Annotated in this window: 17 protein-coding genes; 11 read left to right on the plus strand and 6 right to left on the minus strand. The window is 52.7% G+C overall.

The genetic code is table 11. The annotated features are described in order from the left end of the window. The first annotated feature begins 194 nt into the window (after positions 1-194). The 5 genes from H522_RS0102195 (at position 195) to H522_RS0102215 (ending at position 5,796) form a co-directional block, all read left to right on the plus strand. A complete protein-coding gene (locus tag H522_RS0102195) occupies positions 195-1,631 on the plus strand; it encodes a 4-hydroxyphenylacetate 3-hydroxylase family protein (RefSeq protein WP_026961049.1) in 1,437 nt (478 codons plus the stop codon). 73 nt (positions 1,632-1,704) lie between these two features. Then, positions 1,705-3,075 (plus strand): LLM class flavin-dependent oxidoreductase, encoded by a 1,371-nt coding sequence (locus tag H522_RS0102200; RefSeq protein ID WP_026961050.1) that lies wholly within the window; start codon positions 1,705-1,707, stop codon positions 3,073-3,075. 95 nt (positions 3,076-3,170) lie between these two features. Then, the gene (locus tag H522_RS0102205; RefSeq protein ID WP_162143469.1) at positions 3,171-4,538 is read left to right on the plus strand and encodes a short-chain fatty acid transporter; all 1,368 of its coding nucleotides are present in this window, start codon (positions 3,171-3,173) and stop codon (positions 4,536-4,538) included. A gap of 58 nt (positions 4,539-4,596) precedes the next feature. Then, positions 4,597-4,911 carry a hypothetical protein gene (locus tag H522_RS21390; RefSeq protein ID WP_026961052.1) on the plus strand — a complete coding sequence of 105 codons (315 nt, stop codon included), beginning with the start codon at positions 4,597-4,599 and terminating at the stop codon, positions 4,909-4,911. Positions 4,912-5,067: 156 nt separating this feature from the next. Continuing rightward, positions 5,068-5,796, plus strand: coding sequence for a GntR family transcriptional regulator (locus H522_RS0102215; RefSeq protein ID WP_026961053.1), 729 nt, complete (start codon positions 5,068-5,070; stop codon positions 5,794-5,796). A 270-nt stretch (positions 5,797-6,066) separates the two neighbouring features. Here the strand turns inward: H522_RS0102215 and H522_RS0102220 are convergent, their stop codons facing one another. Beyond that, a complete protein-coding gene (locus H522_RS0102220; protein ID WP_026961054.1) occupies positions 6,067-6,840 on the minus strand; it encodes an SDR family oxidoreductase in 774 nt (257 codons plus the stop codon). A gap of 214 nt (positions 6,841-7,054) precedes the next feature. After that, positions 7,055-7,246, minus strand: coding sequence for a hypothetical protein (locus H522_RS22005; protein WP_026961055.1), 192 nt, complete (start codon positions 7,244-7,246; stop codon positions 7,055-7,057). A gap of 162 nt (positions 7,247-7,408) precedes the next feature. On the opposite strand from H522_RS22005, the gene H522_RS0102235 reads away from it, so the two are divergent. Continuing rightward, entirely contained in the window at positions 7,409-7,663 is a 255-nt protein-coding gene (locus H522_RS0102235; protein WP_026961056.1) for a hypothetical protein, read from the plus strand. A gap of 225 nt (positions 7,664-7,888) precedes the next feature. Here H522_RS0102235 and H522_RS22450 read toward each other — a convergent pair whose 3' ends face one another. Both H522_RS22450 and H522_RS22455 read right to left on the minus strand, forming a co-directional pair. Then, positions 7,889-8,086, minus strand: a complete 198-nt coding sequence (locus tag H522_RS22450) for a DUF4080 domain-containing protein (RefSeq protein ID WP_425386988.1) — start codon at positions 8,084-8,086, stop codon at positions 7,889-7,891. Between the two features lie 34 nt (positions 8,087-8,120). Further along, on the minus strand, positions 8,121-8,438 hold the full coding sequence (locus H522_RS22455; protein ID WP_425386989.1) for an IS3 family transposase: 318 nt from the start codon (positions 8,436-8,438) through the stop codon (positions 8,121-8,123). On the opposite strand from H522_RS22455, the gene H522_RS22010 reads away from it, so the two are divergent. Next, the gene (locus tag H522_RS22010; protein ID WP_026961057.1) at positions 8,427-8,627 is read left to right on the plus strand and encodes a hypothetical protein; all 201 of its coding nucleotides are present in this window, start codon (positions 8,427-8,429) and stop codon (positions 8,625-8,627) included. The genes H522_RS22455 and H522_RS22010 overlap by 12 nt on opposite strands. Positions 8,628-8,655: 28 nt before the next feature. Here the strand turns inward: H522_RS22010 and pruA are convergent, their stop codons facing one another. Together pruA and H522_RS0102250 are read right to left on the minus strand one after the other, a co-directional pair. After that, on the minus strand, positions 8,656-10,203 hold the full coding sequence (gene pruA / locus H522_RS0102245) for an L-glutamate gamma-semialdehyde dehydrogenase (RefSeq protein WP_026961058.1): 1,548 nt from the start codon (positions 10,201-10,203) through the stop codon (positions 8,656-8,658). A 98-nt stretch (positions 10,204-10,301) separates the two neighbouring features. After that, the gene (locus H522_RS0102250) at positions 10,302-11,222 is read right to left on the minus strand and encodes a proline dehydrogenase family protein (RefSeq protein ID WP_026961059.1); all 921 of its coding nucleotides are present in this window, start codon (positions 11,220-11,222) and stop codon (positions 10,302-10,304) included. A 288-nt stretch (positions 11,223-11,510) separates the two neighbouring features. Between H522_RS0102250 and H522_RS0102255 the strand changes: the two genes are divergently transcribed. The 4 genes from H522_RS0102255 to H522_RS0102270 all read left to right on the plus strand — a co-directional run bounded on the left by H522_RS0102255 (position 11,511) and on the right by H522_RS0102270 (position 17,059). Next, the gene (locus H522_RS0102255; protein ID WP_245577986.1) at positions 11,511-12,566 is read left to right on the plus strand and encodes a M24 family metallopeptidase; all 1,056 of its coding nucleotides are present in this window, start codon (positions 11,511-11,513) and stop codon (positions 12,564-12,566) included. Positions 12,567-12,732: 166 nt separating this feature from the next. After that, a complete protein-coding gene (locus H522_RS0102260; protein ID WP_026961061.1) occupies positions 12,733-13,278 on the plus strand; it encodes a cupin domain-containing protein in 546 nt (181 codons plus the stop codon). Positions 13,279-13,293: 15 nt separating this feature from the next. Continuing rightward, positions 13,294-15,336 carry a hydantoinase/oxoprolinase family protein gene (locus tag H522_RS0102265; RefSeq protein WP_026961062.1) on the plus strand — a complete coding sequence of 681 codons (2,043 nt, stop codon included), beginning with the start codon at positions 13,294-13,296 and terminating at the stop codon, positions 15,334-15,336. Then, positions 15,305-17,059, plus strand: coding sequence for a hydantoinase B/oxoprolinase family protein (locus H522_RS0102270; RefSeq protein ID WP_051343695.1), 1,755 nt, complete (start codon positions 15,305-15,307; stop codon positions 17,057-17,059). Before H522_RS0102265 ends, H522_RS0102270 begins: the two co-directional genes overlap by 32 nt. Positions 17,060-17,078: the final 19 nt, after the last annotated feature.

Below are 17,078 nucleotides of genomic sequence, written 5' to 3' on the forward strand. Positions count from 1 at the left end.
CTGCGGACAGGCTTCACACCCGGAACCTGGAGTCGCTGGCAGACGTGAAGCAATCTATCTTCAATATTTTGAAGCTGCAGGGGGCCAGTTTGGCATCCAGGCAGAGTCGAACCGCACCCCAGTCCACAGGTTCGTCTCTGACCGTTTCGGAACCTATCCCGTCGAATACAACGTCTGGAGGAATGTAAATCGCCATGGACAGGGGACAGCGCTTTCTGGCCAGTCTGCACGACGGCCGAAACGTTTGGCTGGACGGTCAACGGGTGTCGGATGTCACAAAGCATCCGGCCTTCACGGGAACGCTTCGTACGATTTCACGCTTGTTCTATACCTTGGATATCCCAGGCATTCAAGAGCAGATTGGATTCGTGAGTCCGCGGTCGGGGAGTTATGTTCATAACGCGTTTCTCGTGCCCAAAAGCCCGGAAGATTTGAGTCGCCGTACGGCAGCGTTCGCACATTGGGCCGAGCAAACCCACGGTGTCATGAGCCGCTTGTCCGATTATGCCAGGTCAATGGTGACCGGATGGTACGCCGTGCGCGAGGCGTTCGCCGCGGACGATCCGCACTTTGTCGAGAAAATCACCCGGTACTACGAAACGGCCAGAGACGAAGACCGGTTCTTGACCACCGCCTTGCTCGATCCGCAAATCAATCGAGCCAAGCGAATTGACGACGAGAATCCCGATGCGGTGTTGCGGATTGTGCGGGAGAATTCGGACGGCGTGGTGGTCCGTGGGGCCAAAATGATTGCTACGGCCGCGCCCTACACACACGACTTTTTGATCTTCCCTTTTTACCATGTGGATGCGGCCCATCCTGAATACGCGCATGCCCTCATTGTGCCCGCCAACCTTCAGGGCCTTCATATTGTCTGCAGGGAATCGTTCGCGTCGGCGGACACGGAACAGCACCCGCTCAGCAGTCGGTATGACGAAATGGATGCCGTGCTCATCTTTGACGACGTCCTGGTACCGTGGGAGCGCGTGTTGCTGAAAAACAACCCAGACGCAGTGTGGCGGCTTAGGCAAAACACTTCGGCGAACGCCCTGGCCTTCCATCAAACAGTGGTTCGGGCGGTGGCCAAACTCCGCTTTGTGACGGGGGTCGCCTGCGCCGTGGCGGAGGCCATTGGGGTAAACGGATTTCTCCATGTCCAGGAGAAACTGGGGGAGCTGTTGGTTCAGGTTGACACCCTGCAAGCTCTCGTCACGGCCTCGGAGGTTCACTCCTCTCCGGATGAATTCGGCAACCAGATTCCGGCCCTCGGATATCTGGAAACAGCCCGCAACCTGAATAGTCGGTACTATCCACGCGCCATTGAGATTTTGCAGCAAGTTGGAGCCGGTGGGTTCATGCAGGTACCATCGCACGCCTCTGCTTACGAAGGAACGGTGTCTCATCTCATTGACAAATACTTCGCTGGAGCCACTGTGCCTGCGGGTGCCAAGATCAAGCTATTTCAACTTGGGTGGGACCTTATCGGCAGTCAGCTGGGTGCTCGGCACCAGCTGTATGAACGGTACTACGCGGGTGATCCGGTACGCATGTATGCCAATCAGTACCTTCATGCGGACAAGCGGCCATACACCCAGCCGGTGTGGGATCTCATCCGCCAGTCTGAGGCGTGAGGATCGGTCCAGGCGACGGCCGTGCAGCAACGACGGTCGACCGGTTCCCGTCGGACAAGGAGTGAGCACAGGAATGAAGCACGACAGGATCTATCTCAATGCCTTTGTGATGAATTGCGTAAGTCACCAATCTCCAGGGCTGTGGACGCATCCGTCGGACCAAGGGTACCGCTATACGGATATCGATTTCTGGGCCGAGTTGGCCCAGACATTGGAGCGCGGTCGCTTTGACGCCGTGTTTTTGGCGGACGTACTGGGAGTATATGACGTCTATCAAGGCTCGCGGGATGCAGCAGTTCGGCATGCCACTCAGATCCCGCTCAATGATCCGATGCTGATTGTGCCGGTCATGGCGCAGGTCACGACCCGTTTAGGTTTTGGTGTCACGGTATCCGTCAGTTACGAACCGCCTTATCTATTTGCGCGCCGGATGTCCACGCTGGATCATTTGACCAAGGGGCGAGTGGGCTGGAATATCGTGACTTCCTACTTGGACAGCGCAGCGCGTAACCTGGGCCTCCAGCGGCAGGTGGATCACGATGCCCGTTATGACATCGCCGAGGAATACCTCGAGGTTTGCTACAAGCTCTGGGAAGGCAGCTGGGAAGACGATGCAGTCGTGCGGGATCGCAGGCGGGGGGTCTACGCGGAACCCGACAAGGTGCATGCCATTGGACACCATGGCACCTATTTTACGGTCCCCGGAATCCATCTTTGCGAGCCCTCTCCCCAGCGCACGCCGGTGTTGTACCAGGCGGGGGTGTCCAGGCGAGGGCGCGCGTTCGCGGCTCGCCACGCAGAGTGTGTGTTCATCATTGCACCGACCGTGGCCATGGCCAAGACATATGTGCAGTCTATCCGGGCGGAGGCAGAAAGGATTGGCCGAGACCCGTCACAAATCCGTATTTTTTCCATGTTCACCCCCATTGTTGGCCGGACCCAGGCGGAGGCAGAGGAGAAGTACCTGGATTACATCCGACATGCAAGCTACGAGGGGGCGCTCGCCCTGTACGGAGGATGGAGCGGTCTGGACCTTTCCAAATACAGGCCGTCGGAGCCACTGCAATATTTCCGCAATGACGCCATTCACTCAGCGGTGGAAGTCTTTACGAAAATGGATCCGGACCGTCAATGGACCGTAGAGGAAATCGCCCGGTTTATCGGAATTGGCGGCCGGGGACCTGTGTTCGTGGGCACTGCAGACCGGATTGCCGATGAGATGAAAGCTTGGGTCGACGAAGCGGGAGTGGACGGATTCAATGTCGCGTATGCCGTCATACCCGGGACGTTTGTGGATTTTGTCGACATGGTCGTGCCCACGCTCCAGAAGAGGGGGCTCGTATGGAACGATTATGCATTCGACACGCTGCGGGGCAACCTGTACGACGGTCGTGCGCATTTGCCAGACGACCATCCCGGGAGACAAGTGCACGTGAGAAACTAGCGGTTTTTTTCAGCAGATGGAGCGAGGGTGTGCCTTGTTGATCTAGCTCAACAGGGTACACATAGGGCCGCGGGCGGCCGGAAGGAGGCATGATGGTGCAGTCGAACGTCGTCTTAAACCAACAACCCGCTGTGCGGATGAACCCGTTGCAGCGTACAACCCAGTTGTTCGCGGCAGTTATGGAAAGGTACCTGCCGGATCCGTTTGTGCTCGTGATGCTGCTGACCTTGGTGATGCTCCTTTTGGGCACCACGGTTTCTCATCAGAGTTTGCCGGCGATGGTGCGGGATTGGTCGAACGGTTTTTGGGGGTTTTTGGAGTTTTCCATGCAGGTCGCGTTGGTGGTGGTAACGGGATATGCCCTGGCCGTATCTCCGCCCATCGCGAAGCTTATGAACTGGTGTGCCTCCCGTGTGCACAGTCCACGTGGCGCGATTGTGTGCGCGACCGTGGTCTCATGCATCACTTCCTATATGAATTGGGGATTCGGGTTGATTGCCGGAACGTTAATGGCCCAGCAACTGGCAAAGCGGACTCGTGGTATCCACTATCCGCTGTTGATTGCGAGCGCCTATTCCGGATGGATTGTGTACGGCCTCGGGGTGTCCGCGACCATTCCTATCACTCTGGCCACGGCTGGCAATCCGTTCGCGACGTCGATTGGCGGATTAATCTCCTTGCGGCACACGGTATTCCTTCCAGCTGTTGTGGCGGATGCAGTTGTCCTAATCGTCACCCTGCCCATACTCAATATCCTGATACATCCGAGGCCGAACGCCGTGTTGGATATCAATCCGTCTTCATGGGAGTCGACGGATAGCCAGGATAGCGTGCCGACAGCCAAGACGCCGGCCGAGAAGTTGGAGCGGACGCGGCTGCTAAATGTCATCATGGTGTTCCTGGGAGCCGGCTTTCTGGCCTATCATTTTTCCTCCGGCGGGTCTTTGGACATTGACACATTGAACGTAATCTTTCTCTTCTGTGGATTGTTGTTTCATGGCACACCGGCAGCTTATGTTCGCGCTGCGTCGGAAGGCGTTCGCAGTATTGGCGGCATTGTGCTTCAGTTTCCGTTTTACGCCGGCATGATGGGTATGATGAAATCCTCCGGACTGGCAGTCGCCATTTCCAAGTGGATGGTTGATATCTCGAGTGTGCACACCCTGCCTCTGTTTGGACTCTTGAGCTCTTTTCTCATCAATTTCTTTGCTCCTTCTTCAGGCGGGCACTGGGCCATTCAGGGACCCTTTATGATTGAAGCGGCCAAAAGCCTGGGCGCCGACGTGGCAAAAACCAGCATGGCCGTGCAGATGGGCTGCTCATGGAACGACCTAGTGCAACCCTTTTGGCTAATTCCGATTTTAACGCTGGCACGCCTGAGCGTCCGCCAGATTATGGGCTACACTATTGTCCCTTTCCTATGGGTAGGTATTGTCTACGTTGTGACCGTCTTGATTTGGTAGCCTCGGAGTTGTGAAGAGGGGTCAACGGACCGTCAACTGCAAAGGGGAGGGGATTGGCATGGCATCTGAAGCCATAAAGGAAAGTGAAGATTATGTGGAGAAGGCAGCCCAGTTGGCCGGACGGTTTCACGAAGATGCCGCGGAACGCGACAAGGTGGGGGGCACGCCAAAAAAACAGAATGCCGCACTGGACATCACCTCGCGGATCTTCGAGGTGATGGGCGCTCGTTCGACAGCTTCCCGTTATGGGTTCGACCGATTCTGGCGCAATGTACGCACGCATACATTGCACAATCCGGCCGAGTTCAAGCTGCGGAACGTGGGGAATTGGTTTGTAAACCGGAAGTGGCCAGAGCCTGGGTATTACTCCTGAGGCCTCCGGCCACACACCATCCCCAGGAAGACGCAAAATTGACTTTACCAAGCGGATTACTTTATAATATTTTCAACGCTTCATATTCTCCATTTACATCCTGGGTCCAACTGACTTTTACGAAGATGGATTGGCCACTGCAGAGGGGGCTCGCTTGTGAAGACGGCCGTTCCGCTCTACCAACACCTCAAGGATGAAATTTTACGCGACATTCAAGCCGGAAGGTGGCGCCCAGGTGACCAAATTCCCTCGGAAACCGAATTGGCGCAGGAAATGGGTGTGAGCCGGATAACGGTGCGCCAGGCCATCGCCGATCTCGTATCGCTTGGCTACCTGGCTAAACGGCAGGGAAAAGGGACTTTTCTCCTGCCACGCAACGAATCTTTGACGGCATCGAAGCTACGTGGTTTCGCCGAGGAACTGCGAGCACGTGGGTGGCCGGTGAAAATGGACGTTAGAGGGGTACGGATGATGACGACGTATCCCCAACTCGTCGCTGACCAGCTGCGTATCCGGCCGCCTGCCCAGGTGATTCAGATTCGTCGCATCGCTTGGGTCGAACATCAACCCGTGTTTCGAGAAACTTCTTATTTAATTCCTCCGCCCAAAGTGGCTTTGGATGAACTCCAACAACATATGGATGTGTACAACCATATCTACGGTTTTTTTGAACAGCATGGCGTGAGAATATCTTTTGGCAGTCAACAGATTTCCGCAACGCGATCCGTGTACGAAGATATGGTGGAACTGGGCATCCGCAGCGACGAGCCGATCCTCATGATCCGACGCGTAACCTCGGATCAGACCGGCACTCCAGTGGAATTTTCCGAAGTCCGCTATGCCTCCAGCAGATATCAGTTTGAAGTGAGCCTAGTGCGGGAGTGAAACACTGACTGATGGAGGGAAAAAACGGTATGCGAGCAGAATGGACCAGCTTATCATTGTCCGCCACACTCGGCTGGTCGGTTTATAGCCGGATAGCTAGTGGCCCCTGAAAATGTCCTCCATTGAGTTGCCGCTCTGCAGCTGAAGTGTAACACTTTCCAACACCCCTAAACAGGAATCTCGGGGTGTCGTGCCGAATTCCGTAGTATGCCTGCCCGCCTTTCTCCATCGACAAAGGCGGGCAGATAATAAGTGGCAGAACACATCCCTTCAACGAGCCGTAGAACCGCCGTCGACCACCAGGACCTGCCCCGTGACGTAGTCCGATGCAGCGGACGCGAAGAAGAGAGCAGCTCCCTGAAGGTCACGTTCACCACCAACGCGGTGTAACGGCGTGGACTCAATGATACGTTCATAAGCACGCTCCAGAACGACCTTTGTCATCTTTGTCGGGAAGAAACCGGGCGCGATAGCGTTTACATAAATGTTGTAACGAGCCCACTTGACCGCCAAATCCTGGGTGAGACTGATTACTCCGCCCTTGCTGACACTGTACCCTACGGCGTCCAAAACTTCTGGGTCGGAACCGCGTAGCCCGGCCACCGAGGCGATATTAATGATCTTTCCGCCGCCGTGGGCGCGCATGTGTCGTCCTACCGCCTGTGACATCAGAAACGTACCGGTGAGATTGGTCTGGATTACCTTCTGCCAGGCCTCATATGGCATGTCGAACGCCGGAGCGCCCCAGGACGTACCCGAATTATTCACGAGAATATCAATCCGGCCGAAGTGTGCCAGCGTTTTGGCGACAACCTCCTGTATAGAATCCGGCTGCGTCACATCGAGCTGAAGCGCGAGAACCTCGCCACCTTGTACTTCTAGCTCCTCTTTTACCCGTTCGCAGTTCTCAAGCCTGCGCGAGCAGAGTACGATACGTGCACCGGCCTCCACATATGCTTGCGCAATTTGCCGACCTAAACCCCGGCCGCCGCCCGTAATGAGGGCGACTTTGTTGTCCAACCGGAATAAATCGAAGACTGACAACCTCTCTACCTCCTCACGGGCGTCGTCAGCGTCCGCAAAATTTCTTGCTTAACCTTCTGGGATTACTGCTCTGGGAGAATCGTAAACGTATACTCGAGCAAATCTCGAACACGCATCCCGAAGGAGGCGAAGCGAGAATCCTGAGTCTGCCCCCGTTTCCAGCGAACGTAAATCTGTTGCAGGATGACCGCTAACTTGAAATAAGCAAATACCACTAAAATTCCAAACTAGATACATCCCGGCCACTCTTTCTGGAATAACGCTCAATAAGCTCACTGCGGCGTAGAAATCCGCCGTTTTTCGTCACCGTCGGCAATACCTGTTTTAACGAATCGGGGTCTGTAGGTTCGCTCCAATAGCTCAAAGATACCGCCAAATCGAACAGTGGATCACCAATAGTAGCCATCTCCCAGTCGACCACCCCCACGACACGACTCGGGTCTTCGGGATCTAGTATAAGATTATTTACTCAAGTTTCGCACCCCAATTGAGCCTGTAATTTCTTGAGTTCGTTGGAGCTGTGGGTCATGTAAAAGCAAAAACATCCTCATATTTCTGGTAGACTGTTGTGTTCGCCCGCTACATCATGTTGGCGATAGCCTCCAGAGATGCCCAAGCTCCCCGAACCATCGGTGCCCTGTTTTTCGATTGCTACGACGAACTCGACGACATCCGATTTGTCGATGCTCTTCGGCTGCTTCTGGAACTGCTCAGAACCGCCTTAGAGGTGACATTGGCTCAAAGAAACGACGTCATCGAACAGGTGGTACAGCAGTTCATTGACCGTTTACCCAGTGCAATCAAGGAGAAATTAGCTGCCTGAGGATGCGAAACTTGAGTAATTTAGAGACCCGATCTCATCATCTGGTCCCCAGCGATTCCAATTGGTCGGGAGATTTCTTAACAATTCAGCCACTTTGCGTTCGTTGGACATCTCGATTTCTCCTCGTTGAAGGACGTGTAGATACTGATGCTATGTCAATAGATTGGAAACACCAAATCGAGAAAACAAAAATGAAGATTCAGATATGAGCTGTCATGTACACACTTAACTTACTTTGGTTGCATGTAATTGGTAATACCTTCGTTCAAATTCCACCGCCGTCATGTATCCAATCGACGAGTGGATTCGCTCGCTGTTGTACCAGGATTCGACATACTCGAAAATGCGCTTCAATCGTGCTTGGTCTTCGTATGATGCGGATTGGCTCCCACGATCCGACTGATGGAGCACTGGCCCATCCACATTTGTCCCGGCCTTGGTGCAACAAAGGTCTGGTTTAACATATTCTCATGTACCGGGTAGTTATACTTCGAGTTGGTGGTCGCTTTGTAATTACCGTACGGGATTTCAAGCCCCGCTCCTGCATAATTCGAGCCACGGTTTTATGAGAAACCCGAACCCTTTCCTTCTGCAATACTTGGGTGATTTTCGGGCTTCCGTAGAGCCGGCGTGAATTTACATTGGGGCCACTGAATGAACGCAAAGCCCAATAACGGCAAGGGATTTCGGGTACAAATGTCGAATCCAAGTGTATGGATTTTTCGTGGGAATGGGCGAAAAGCCGTGCACATGGAGGTCGGCTATGTACGCGCATAACCAGGACCAGCAGATCCTCCCCGGAGAGTTCTTCTTGCCGTTCGGAGGCAAGCTTCGAGAGGACAATCGCTGGGTTCAACTCGCTCATTTGCTCCCGTGGCGCAGGGTGGAACAGGAATACAGCAAGCTGTTTAGGTCACCTTTGCAAGATGCAACTTCGCTCAAACAGGGGCCGCTATTTAATTGATTCAGCAGCCCCCAAATAGATACGTTTCCTAGAAGCGTTCCGACACAACCTTCGCCTGCATGAATTGCAGCAGGTAATCTGGGCCGCCGGCTTTGGAGTCGGTACCCGACATGTTGAATCCACCGAACGGATGCACGCCGACGAGCGCGCCGGTGCACTTACGGTTGAAGTACAAGTTGCCGCAGTGCATGCGAGCCGTTGCGTATTCGAGGTGCTCGCGATCATAGCTGAACACCGAACCGGTCAGACCGTACTCCGTGTCGTTGAAGATGTTGATCGCATCCTCGAACGAATCGGCCTTGGTGATTGCAAGCACGGGTCCAAAGATCTCTTCCTTCAACAGGCGAGCACCGCGCGGTACGTCGACAAACACGGTTGGCTCAATGAAGTAGCCCTTGCTAGAATCGGCGTTGCCGCCCAAAGCCAACTTGCCTTCGCTGCGGCCGATCTCGATGTACTTCGTCACCTTGTCGAACGACTTTTGGTCGATAACGGGTCCGCAGTAGAAGTTCTCTGCTGGCGCACCTTGTTTCAGGGCTGCGGTCTTCTCGATGATTTTTGCGACGACCTCGTCGTAGACATCCTTGTGCAGGATCGCGCGGGACGCTGCGGAGCACTTTTGACCTTGGAAGGCGAATGCAGATTGCACAATCACCGTAGCCGCTTCTTCAAGGTCAGCGTTTGCATCCACGATGATGCCATCCTTGCCGCCCATCTCAGCGATGACGCGCTTCAACCATTTCTGCCCCGGTTGTACCGCTGCTGCTTTCTGTGCGATATGCACACCAACATCACGCGACCCAGTAAAGGAAATAAAACGGGTCAACGGGTGCTCGGTCATGTAGTCACCGATTTCTTCCGGATCACCCGGCACAAAGTTAATGACGCCATCTGGAAGTCCAATTTCCTTCATGAGTTCGACGAACTTCGCTGCGATGACCGATGTGTTCGGTGAAGGTTTCAGAAGAACTGTGTTTCCAGTGACAATTGCGGAGGTTGTCATACCGACCAGGATTGCGAGCGGGAAGTTCCAAGGCGGAATAATGATGCCGACGCCCAGCGGAATGTAGAATTGCCGGTTTTGCTCACCCAACAGCGGTACTAACTCCTGGGGACCATCCAGGCGAAGCATTTCACGTGCGTAATATTCTAGAAAATCAATGGCCTCGGCAACGTCTGCATCAGCCTCTGCCCAGTTCTTCCCTGCTTCAAAAACCTGCCATGCAGCGAATTCAAACTTTCGGCGGCGAATCACGGCAGCTGCTTTAAACAGGTAACCTGCACGAATCTGTGCGCTCGTGTAACGCCAGGTGTCAAACGTATCCGCAGCGACCTGGAATGCTTCTTCGATGACGGAGCGGTTTGCTTGGCTCACATATCCAATGATCTCGGATGTATCAGCCGGATTGTAAGAAGGAAGGGTCGTCTTTGTTTGGATCCTTTTCGAACCCACAACGAGCGGATAGGTCTTGCCGAACTCGGTTTTTACCTTTGCCAGAGCGGCTTCCATTGCGGCCTTGTTGGCCGGGTTGGAGAAGTCGACAAACGGCTCATTTTGAAATGGTACTACTGTCATCTACGAAAACCTCCTGTCCCCCGACTCCCACCAGCACAGTCTGATCGGGATGAATAATGGTTTACCCACGACACACCTACCAACCTAGCAACTATCTATCAGCCTTTAAATAAGGATTTCAGAACAAAGCCCACATTCGCCGGGCGTTCCGCCAAGCGGCGCATGAAATACCCATACCAGTCCGTACCGTAGGGGATGTACACGCGAACTGTGTAGCCTTCGCGAGCAAGCTTTTCCTGCAAGTCGTTCCGGATACCGTACAACATTTGGAATTCGAACTGGCTGTTGGGAATGTTGTTATCTACAACGAACTGTTTCACATGTTCAATGACTTTCTCGTCATGAGTAGCAACCGCCGCGTAGTTGCCAAGTTGCAGGTGACGCTCGATGAGTTTCACGAAGTTTTTATCGACGTCCGCCTTGTTCGGGTACGCGACTTCAGCCGACTCTTTGTATGCCCCTTTGACGATGCGAAGGTTAGTGTGGAATTCGTTCAAATCTTCAATGTCCTGGGCGCTCTTGTACAAATACGCTTGAATCACAAGCGATACGGAGTCACCGTATTCGCGTTTCAAGCGCTTGAAAATGTCGATGGTGATCTCGTTGCGTGCGTAGTCTTCCATGTCGATGTTGACGGAGTTGCCATGAGACTTGGCTGTGTCCAAAATGCGACGCATGTTTCGCATGCAAAGGTCTTCGGAGATGTCGAGACCCAGTTGCGTCAGTTTCACAGACAGTGTGGACTTCACGCCGGCGGCCGCAATAGCGTCGAGGGCTGCCACACATTCGTTTGATGACTCGATAGCTTCACGTTCGTCGGAGACGAATTCCCCCAGGTGGTCGAGGGTGGCGACGATGCCGCGTTGGTTGAATTCTTTCACCTTTGCGATGGCAGAGTGAATTGTTTCTCCTGCCACGAATCGTGCGGCACCAAAGCGCAATCCATAGCTTCGTGCTGCTTTGTTGGCTGTTTGGTTTTTTGCTAGAAACAAAAACGTGTTGCGAAGTAAGGTTTCCACTTATGCACCTTCTTTTCATGAGTACCCGTTATAGCACGAGCCATGCCTGTAGGACATGGTATTCGCCAAAGCTAAGGCATCTTGTATCGTCAACCTTTGTGCATAATCGCTTAGTAGTAATACTTTGCATTTATCAATTAGCATATCTCGAAAATAATTTCAACGTATGAAAAGTATTTCGGAAGTATTGTATAATATTTTATGTGGGTAAATCGGAGGGACGTAGGTGTTTCTCAACTAAAAGAGGTGGATATGATGAAGCGATTCTTGAGCGAGAGAATCCAGCGGATGAAAGCTTTGCTTGACCAACGGAATATAGACGCTGTCGTTGCGACATCGAGTGCTAATTTCTTCTATTTTACGGAGACATGGATCAATCCGCATGAACGGCTGCTCGCATTTGTTGTGCCTAGGAATGGAGATCCAGTCATTCTAGCTCCCGAAATGCACAAGGAAGATCTCTCAAATGTGTCCGTGGAGACGTTGTTTTGGGAAGACGGGCAAGATGCGATTTCGTTGCTGGCCAAATATTTGCCCAACCAAGGCACCATCTCAGTGGACAATCTGTGGCCGAGCCAAAATTTAATCTCTCTTATGACGCACAAACCTGGATTAAAGTATGTCGACAGTGTGGACACGCTTGGCGCTATACGCTTGAAGAAGGACGAACGTGAACGGACGTTGCTTCGAGAGGCGGGTGCGATGGCTGACCGGGTGATGGCGCAAATCGTTTCAAAAATCATGCCGGGCATGACGGAACTTGAGGTCATTGAGGAGCTGACTGCGTTATGGAGGCAAATGGGGGTTCAAGAAATGGCTTTTCCCTCGATTATCGGTGCGGGGGCGAATGGCGCCCGGCCGCATCATCAGTCGGATGAGACTGTGATTCGAGAGGACGATATGGTCGTGATTGACATGGGCGGTATTTCGAACCATTACTGCTCGGATATGACGCGCACGGTTGCTGTGGGCGAGGTCTCGGAGCAGGCAAGGGAAGTGTATGAAGTCGTTCGCTGCGCCCAGCAAGCCGGCGCCGATGCTGTGAAAGCCGGAATCCCAATCGGCGAAGTCGATCGTGTGACGCGAGCGGTCATCGAGGACGCCGGGTATGGACAGTATTTTATTCATCGGACGGGTCATGGCTTGGGCATTGAAGTGCACGAGGCGCCGTACGTGTACGGGGAAAATCGCCAAATCATTGAGCCAGGCATGGTGTTTAGTATCGAGCCAGGAATTTACCTGCCGGGTAAGTTGGGCGTCCGGATCGAAGACATCGTGTTTGCCACAGAGACCGGCTGCGAGAGCTTCAATCAGTTTACGAAAGACTTCCTCAATGTAAAATAACGCCAGTTCAAATCATGGGTTGGAAACTGACCGACGAACCGGTACAGAATCTCTTCATCCTTTTCATATATACAAATGCCATTGAAATAAATCGAAAATATTGTTGACGCACTGTTAAAATTACTATATGATGAAAAAACAGAACGATAGAAACATAGGAGGATAAATGGAAGAGCTATTTAAGAAAATTAGACAACTCCGCCAGGAGAATAATATGACGCTTCAAGACCTAAGCGAAAGATCCGGTTTGTCGATCAGCTTCCTGTCTCAAGTTGAGCGTGGGAATTCTTCACTGACGATTACTTCGTTGCAGCGAATTGCAGAAGCATTTGGTATTCCCATCACCTCGTTTTTTGAAACGACGCAAAACCGAAATTTTGTTGTCAGGGCAGAAGATCAACAACCGTTCAAAATTGAAGGTTCGAGTACGACCTATATCCGACTTGCGGGAAATTTTATCGGGCGCAATCTCGAGCCAATGATCGTCGAACTGTTGCCGAATCAGTCGTTGCAGCAGAAATACGGTCACCCAGGAGAGGAATTCTACTACGTGTTGGAAGGCAAGGTCCTGTTTCAGGTTGAGGACCACGACTATGTCCTAAAAGAAGGAGACGCTATTCACTTTCCTTCCTCTATCCAGCATTCTTGGGAGAACCTTCTGGAGAGGCCGGCAAGAATCTTGTGTGTCTTACAACCAGCGATATTTCAATAGAAGGAGAGATGCATAGTGCGCGTCGCGACAGATATTGGGGGAACGTTTACGGATCTAGTCTGTGTGGATGACCAAGGCAAGGTGCGTGTCGCAAAATCGGACACTACCCCGCCAAACTTTGAACAAGGCGTCATGGACGTCATTGCGAAAGCGGAGATCAAGGGGGAAGAAATAGAAACCTTTATTCACGGGACAACGGTTATCATCAATGCCTTAACAGAACGCAACGGTGTGAAAACAGGGCTGATTACGACCAAAGGATTTCGGGATGTACTGGAAATTGCGCGTGGAAACCGGCCGGACCTGTTCAATGTTCGCTATCAAAAGCCGGTGCCGTTTGTTCCGAGAGCACTTCGCCTAGAGGTTGAAGAACGAATGAACCATAAAGGCGAAGTCATCAAGGAACTGAACACAGCTGATGTTGAAATTGCCGTTGAAAAGCTTCGCAAGGAAGGCGTGGAAGCTATAGCAGTCTGCTACCTGCATGCCTACGCTAATCCGGAGCATGAGAAGCAAACGGTCCAATTGATTAAAAAAATGTGGCCAGAAGTTGCAATCACCGCATCTCATGAAGTGACGAAAGAATGGCGTGAGTACGAGCGTACGAATACTGCTGTACTCAATTCGTACGTGAAACCGGTCGCGGAGCGCTATGTCAACCAACTGAACGAGCGTCTGCTTGAGAAGAACGTGACCGGGCAGAAGTACATCATGCAGTCGAATGCAGGGACGACAACGTTTGAACAGTCGAAACAAACGCCGATTCAAATGGTCGAATCGGGTCCTGTGGCGGGCGTCTTCGGTGCTGCGATTCTCGGTAAGATGATTGGCCATGACAATGTTATCGCGTTCGATATTGGTGGAACGACGGCAAAGTGCTCGCTCATCGACGGAGGAGAAGTGACCGTGACCACCGATTACCGCATCGAATGGGACGACCGTCATGCCGGCTATCCTATTAAAGTACCCGTCGTAGACATTGTTGAGGTTGGTAATGGCGGGGGTTCGATTGCCTGGATAGATCCAGCTGGAGCACTCAAAGTCGGTCCTAAGTCTGCCGGTGCGATGCCAGGACCTGTTGCATATGGACGCGGCGGTACTGAACCGACCACAACCGATGCAAATCTCGTCACCGGACGTTTGTCAGCGAAAAACTTTAGTATGAATGTCGACTTGGATGCGGTTCGGGCGGCGATTGACGAAAAAATCGCCAAAAGGTTTGGTGTCTCAGTTGAGGAAGCGGCTCTGGGTATCATCCGGATCGCAAATTCCAACATGCTGAATGCGTTGAAACTGATTTCTGTTCGACGTGGATATGATCCGCGCGATTTTGCGATGGTTGCATTTGGCGGCGGCGGTGCAATGCATGCCGCGTTCCTCGCAAAGGAGCTTGGCGTGACGAAAGTCGTCGTTCCTGTCGCAGCTTCTGTCTTTTCGGCATGGGGGATGCTCATGACCGACCTGCGTCATGACTACTTGCAAACCTACATCCGTCGGACATCGGAGCTGAATCTTGCTGAGCTGAATGAAGCTTGGAGGGCCCTCGAAGAACAAGCAATTGCCCAGTACAAAACCGAGGACATTTCCGAAGGACAAGTTGTGTTCAGTCGTTATGCGGACATGCGCTACTTGGGTCAGGAACACACCGTCAAAGTTCCGGTCCCAGGCGGTGAGCTGAATGAAGCGCTTCTGGCAGGAGTGAATGCGACTTTCCACGCCATTCACGAGCAGAACTACACGTTTAAGCTCGAGAACAATCCAACAGAGATTGTAAACCTCCATTTGGTCGCTTTCGGGAAAGTCACAAAACCCGAGATTGCCGAGCTTGAGCCAGTATCTCATACCGTTCGGGATGCTGTACTGGAGACGCGCCCTGTATACTTCGAAGAATCTGGTTGGATTGAGACAACAGTTTACGAGCGGGAAAAGCTTGGTCCAGGATTTGAAATCCAAGGTCCGGCGGTTGTCGAAGAACCATCGACCTCGGCACTGGTTTACCCAGGTCAGCGCTTGACCGTCGACAAATATGGCAACCTCATCATCCATACGGGGGTGTAATAGAGTGGCGAAGGCTGATGTGTTTACGCTAGAAGTCGTCAAAGATTCTCTTATGGCTATCGGGGAAGAAATGTTTTATGCACTTGCCCGGACTTCTATGAGCCCTATCATTTACGAAGTTCTGGACTTTGCATCTGGTTTGACGGATGCAAAAGGGCAGCTCCTCACACAAGGGAACGGTGTGACCGGCTTCATTGGGATGTTGACCTTCATGGTCAAAGAAACATTGAAGAAGTTCGAAGGCGACTTAAAACCTGGTGACATTATCATCATCAACGATCCGTACGGCGGCGGTGGTTCCCACCTGTCCGACGTAGGACTTGTCATGCCGATTTTCTACGAAGGTGAACTTGTGGCCTTCGCGGCAAACAAGGCACACTGGACGGAAGTTGGCGGAAAAGACCCCGGGTCCTGGACCACGGATTCCACAGAAATCTATCAGGAGGGCCTGCAATTTCCTGCAGTAAAACTCTTCAATGAGGGCCAAATCAACCAGGCACTCGTGGATATCTTGGCAGCCAACGTTCGGTTCCCAGACCTGTCCTTGGGTGACATGTGGGCACAGGTTGCAGGGCTTCGTACAGGTGAACGGCGGTTCCAGGAACTTTGCCGCAAGTTTGGCAAGGATGTCGTTCTGCAATCGGTCGACTACATGCTTGACTACGGCGAACAGATGGCGCGTGAAGAGCTCAAAAAGTTGCCAAAAGGCGTTTATCAAGCAGAGGATTACATCGACGATGACGGCCTTGGCCATGGACCGCTCCTGGTTCGCTGCAAAGTAACGATTACGGACGACGAATTTATTGTCGACTTCACCGGAAGTCACAAACAGGTTCCAGGACCTATCAACTGCTCGTTTACTGGGCTGGTCTCAGCGGTTCGAACCGTCTTCCTGGCGGCCACGAATCCTGGGCAGGACGTCAATGACGGTGTATTTCGTCCACTGAAAATCATTGCAGAAAAAGGCTCGATCTTGAATGCCGAACGCCCCGCGCCCGTATCCACGTATTGGGAATCGATGATCTTTGGTGCAGATATGGTCTGGAAAGCGCTGGCACCGGTTTTGCCGGATCGGTTAACGGCGGGACACCTGGAGTCTGTATGCTCAGTAATTGTCTCTGGAACCCATCCGGATACCAACGAACCGTTCCTGATTGTAGAACCTTCCGTTGGCGGATGGGGCGCAGGTGAAGGCATGGATGGACAAAATGGACAATTCTGTCTCGGTGACGGTGAAACGTTCAACGTACCGGTAGAAGTCGCTGAAACCCGTTATGGCGTGAGGGTGCAGGAGTACAGTCTTACTAACGACGGTGCAGGGGCAGGCGAGTATCGCGGTGGTGCTGGTGCTATTCGTTCGTACGAGGCGCTGACAGATGGACAATTCGTCACGGCAAGTTTTGGGCGGAACAAGTACCCGGTTTGGGGCGCAGCAGGCGGTCGTGATGGATCCTACAACAAAATCGAGATTGTTCGCAAAGATGGGACTAAAGAAGGCCCGTTTGGCAAAGTTGCGCGCAAGATCCTGAATAAAGGCGACGTGGTCCGCTTGATCACGGCGACGGGCGGCGGTTACGGCGACCCATTGAAGCGTGACCCGGTCAAGGTTGCTGAAGACGTAAAGAATGGCTGGATCACCATTGACCAAGCTCGAGACACCTACGGCGTGATCGTCGATCCAGAGACGTATCAAGTTGTAGGTCTTGCGCAGGGCCGCAGTTGATCAGTAGTCTTCCAGGTTG

Source organism: Alicyclobacillus herbarius DSM 13609 (assembly GCF_000430585.1).
GTDB lineage: Bacteria > Bacillota > Bacilli > Alicyclobacillales > Alicyclobacillaceae > Alicyclobacillus_G > Alicyclobacillus_G herbarius.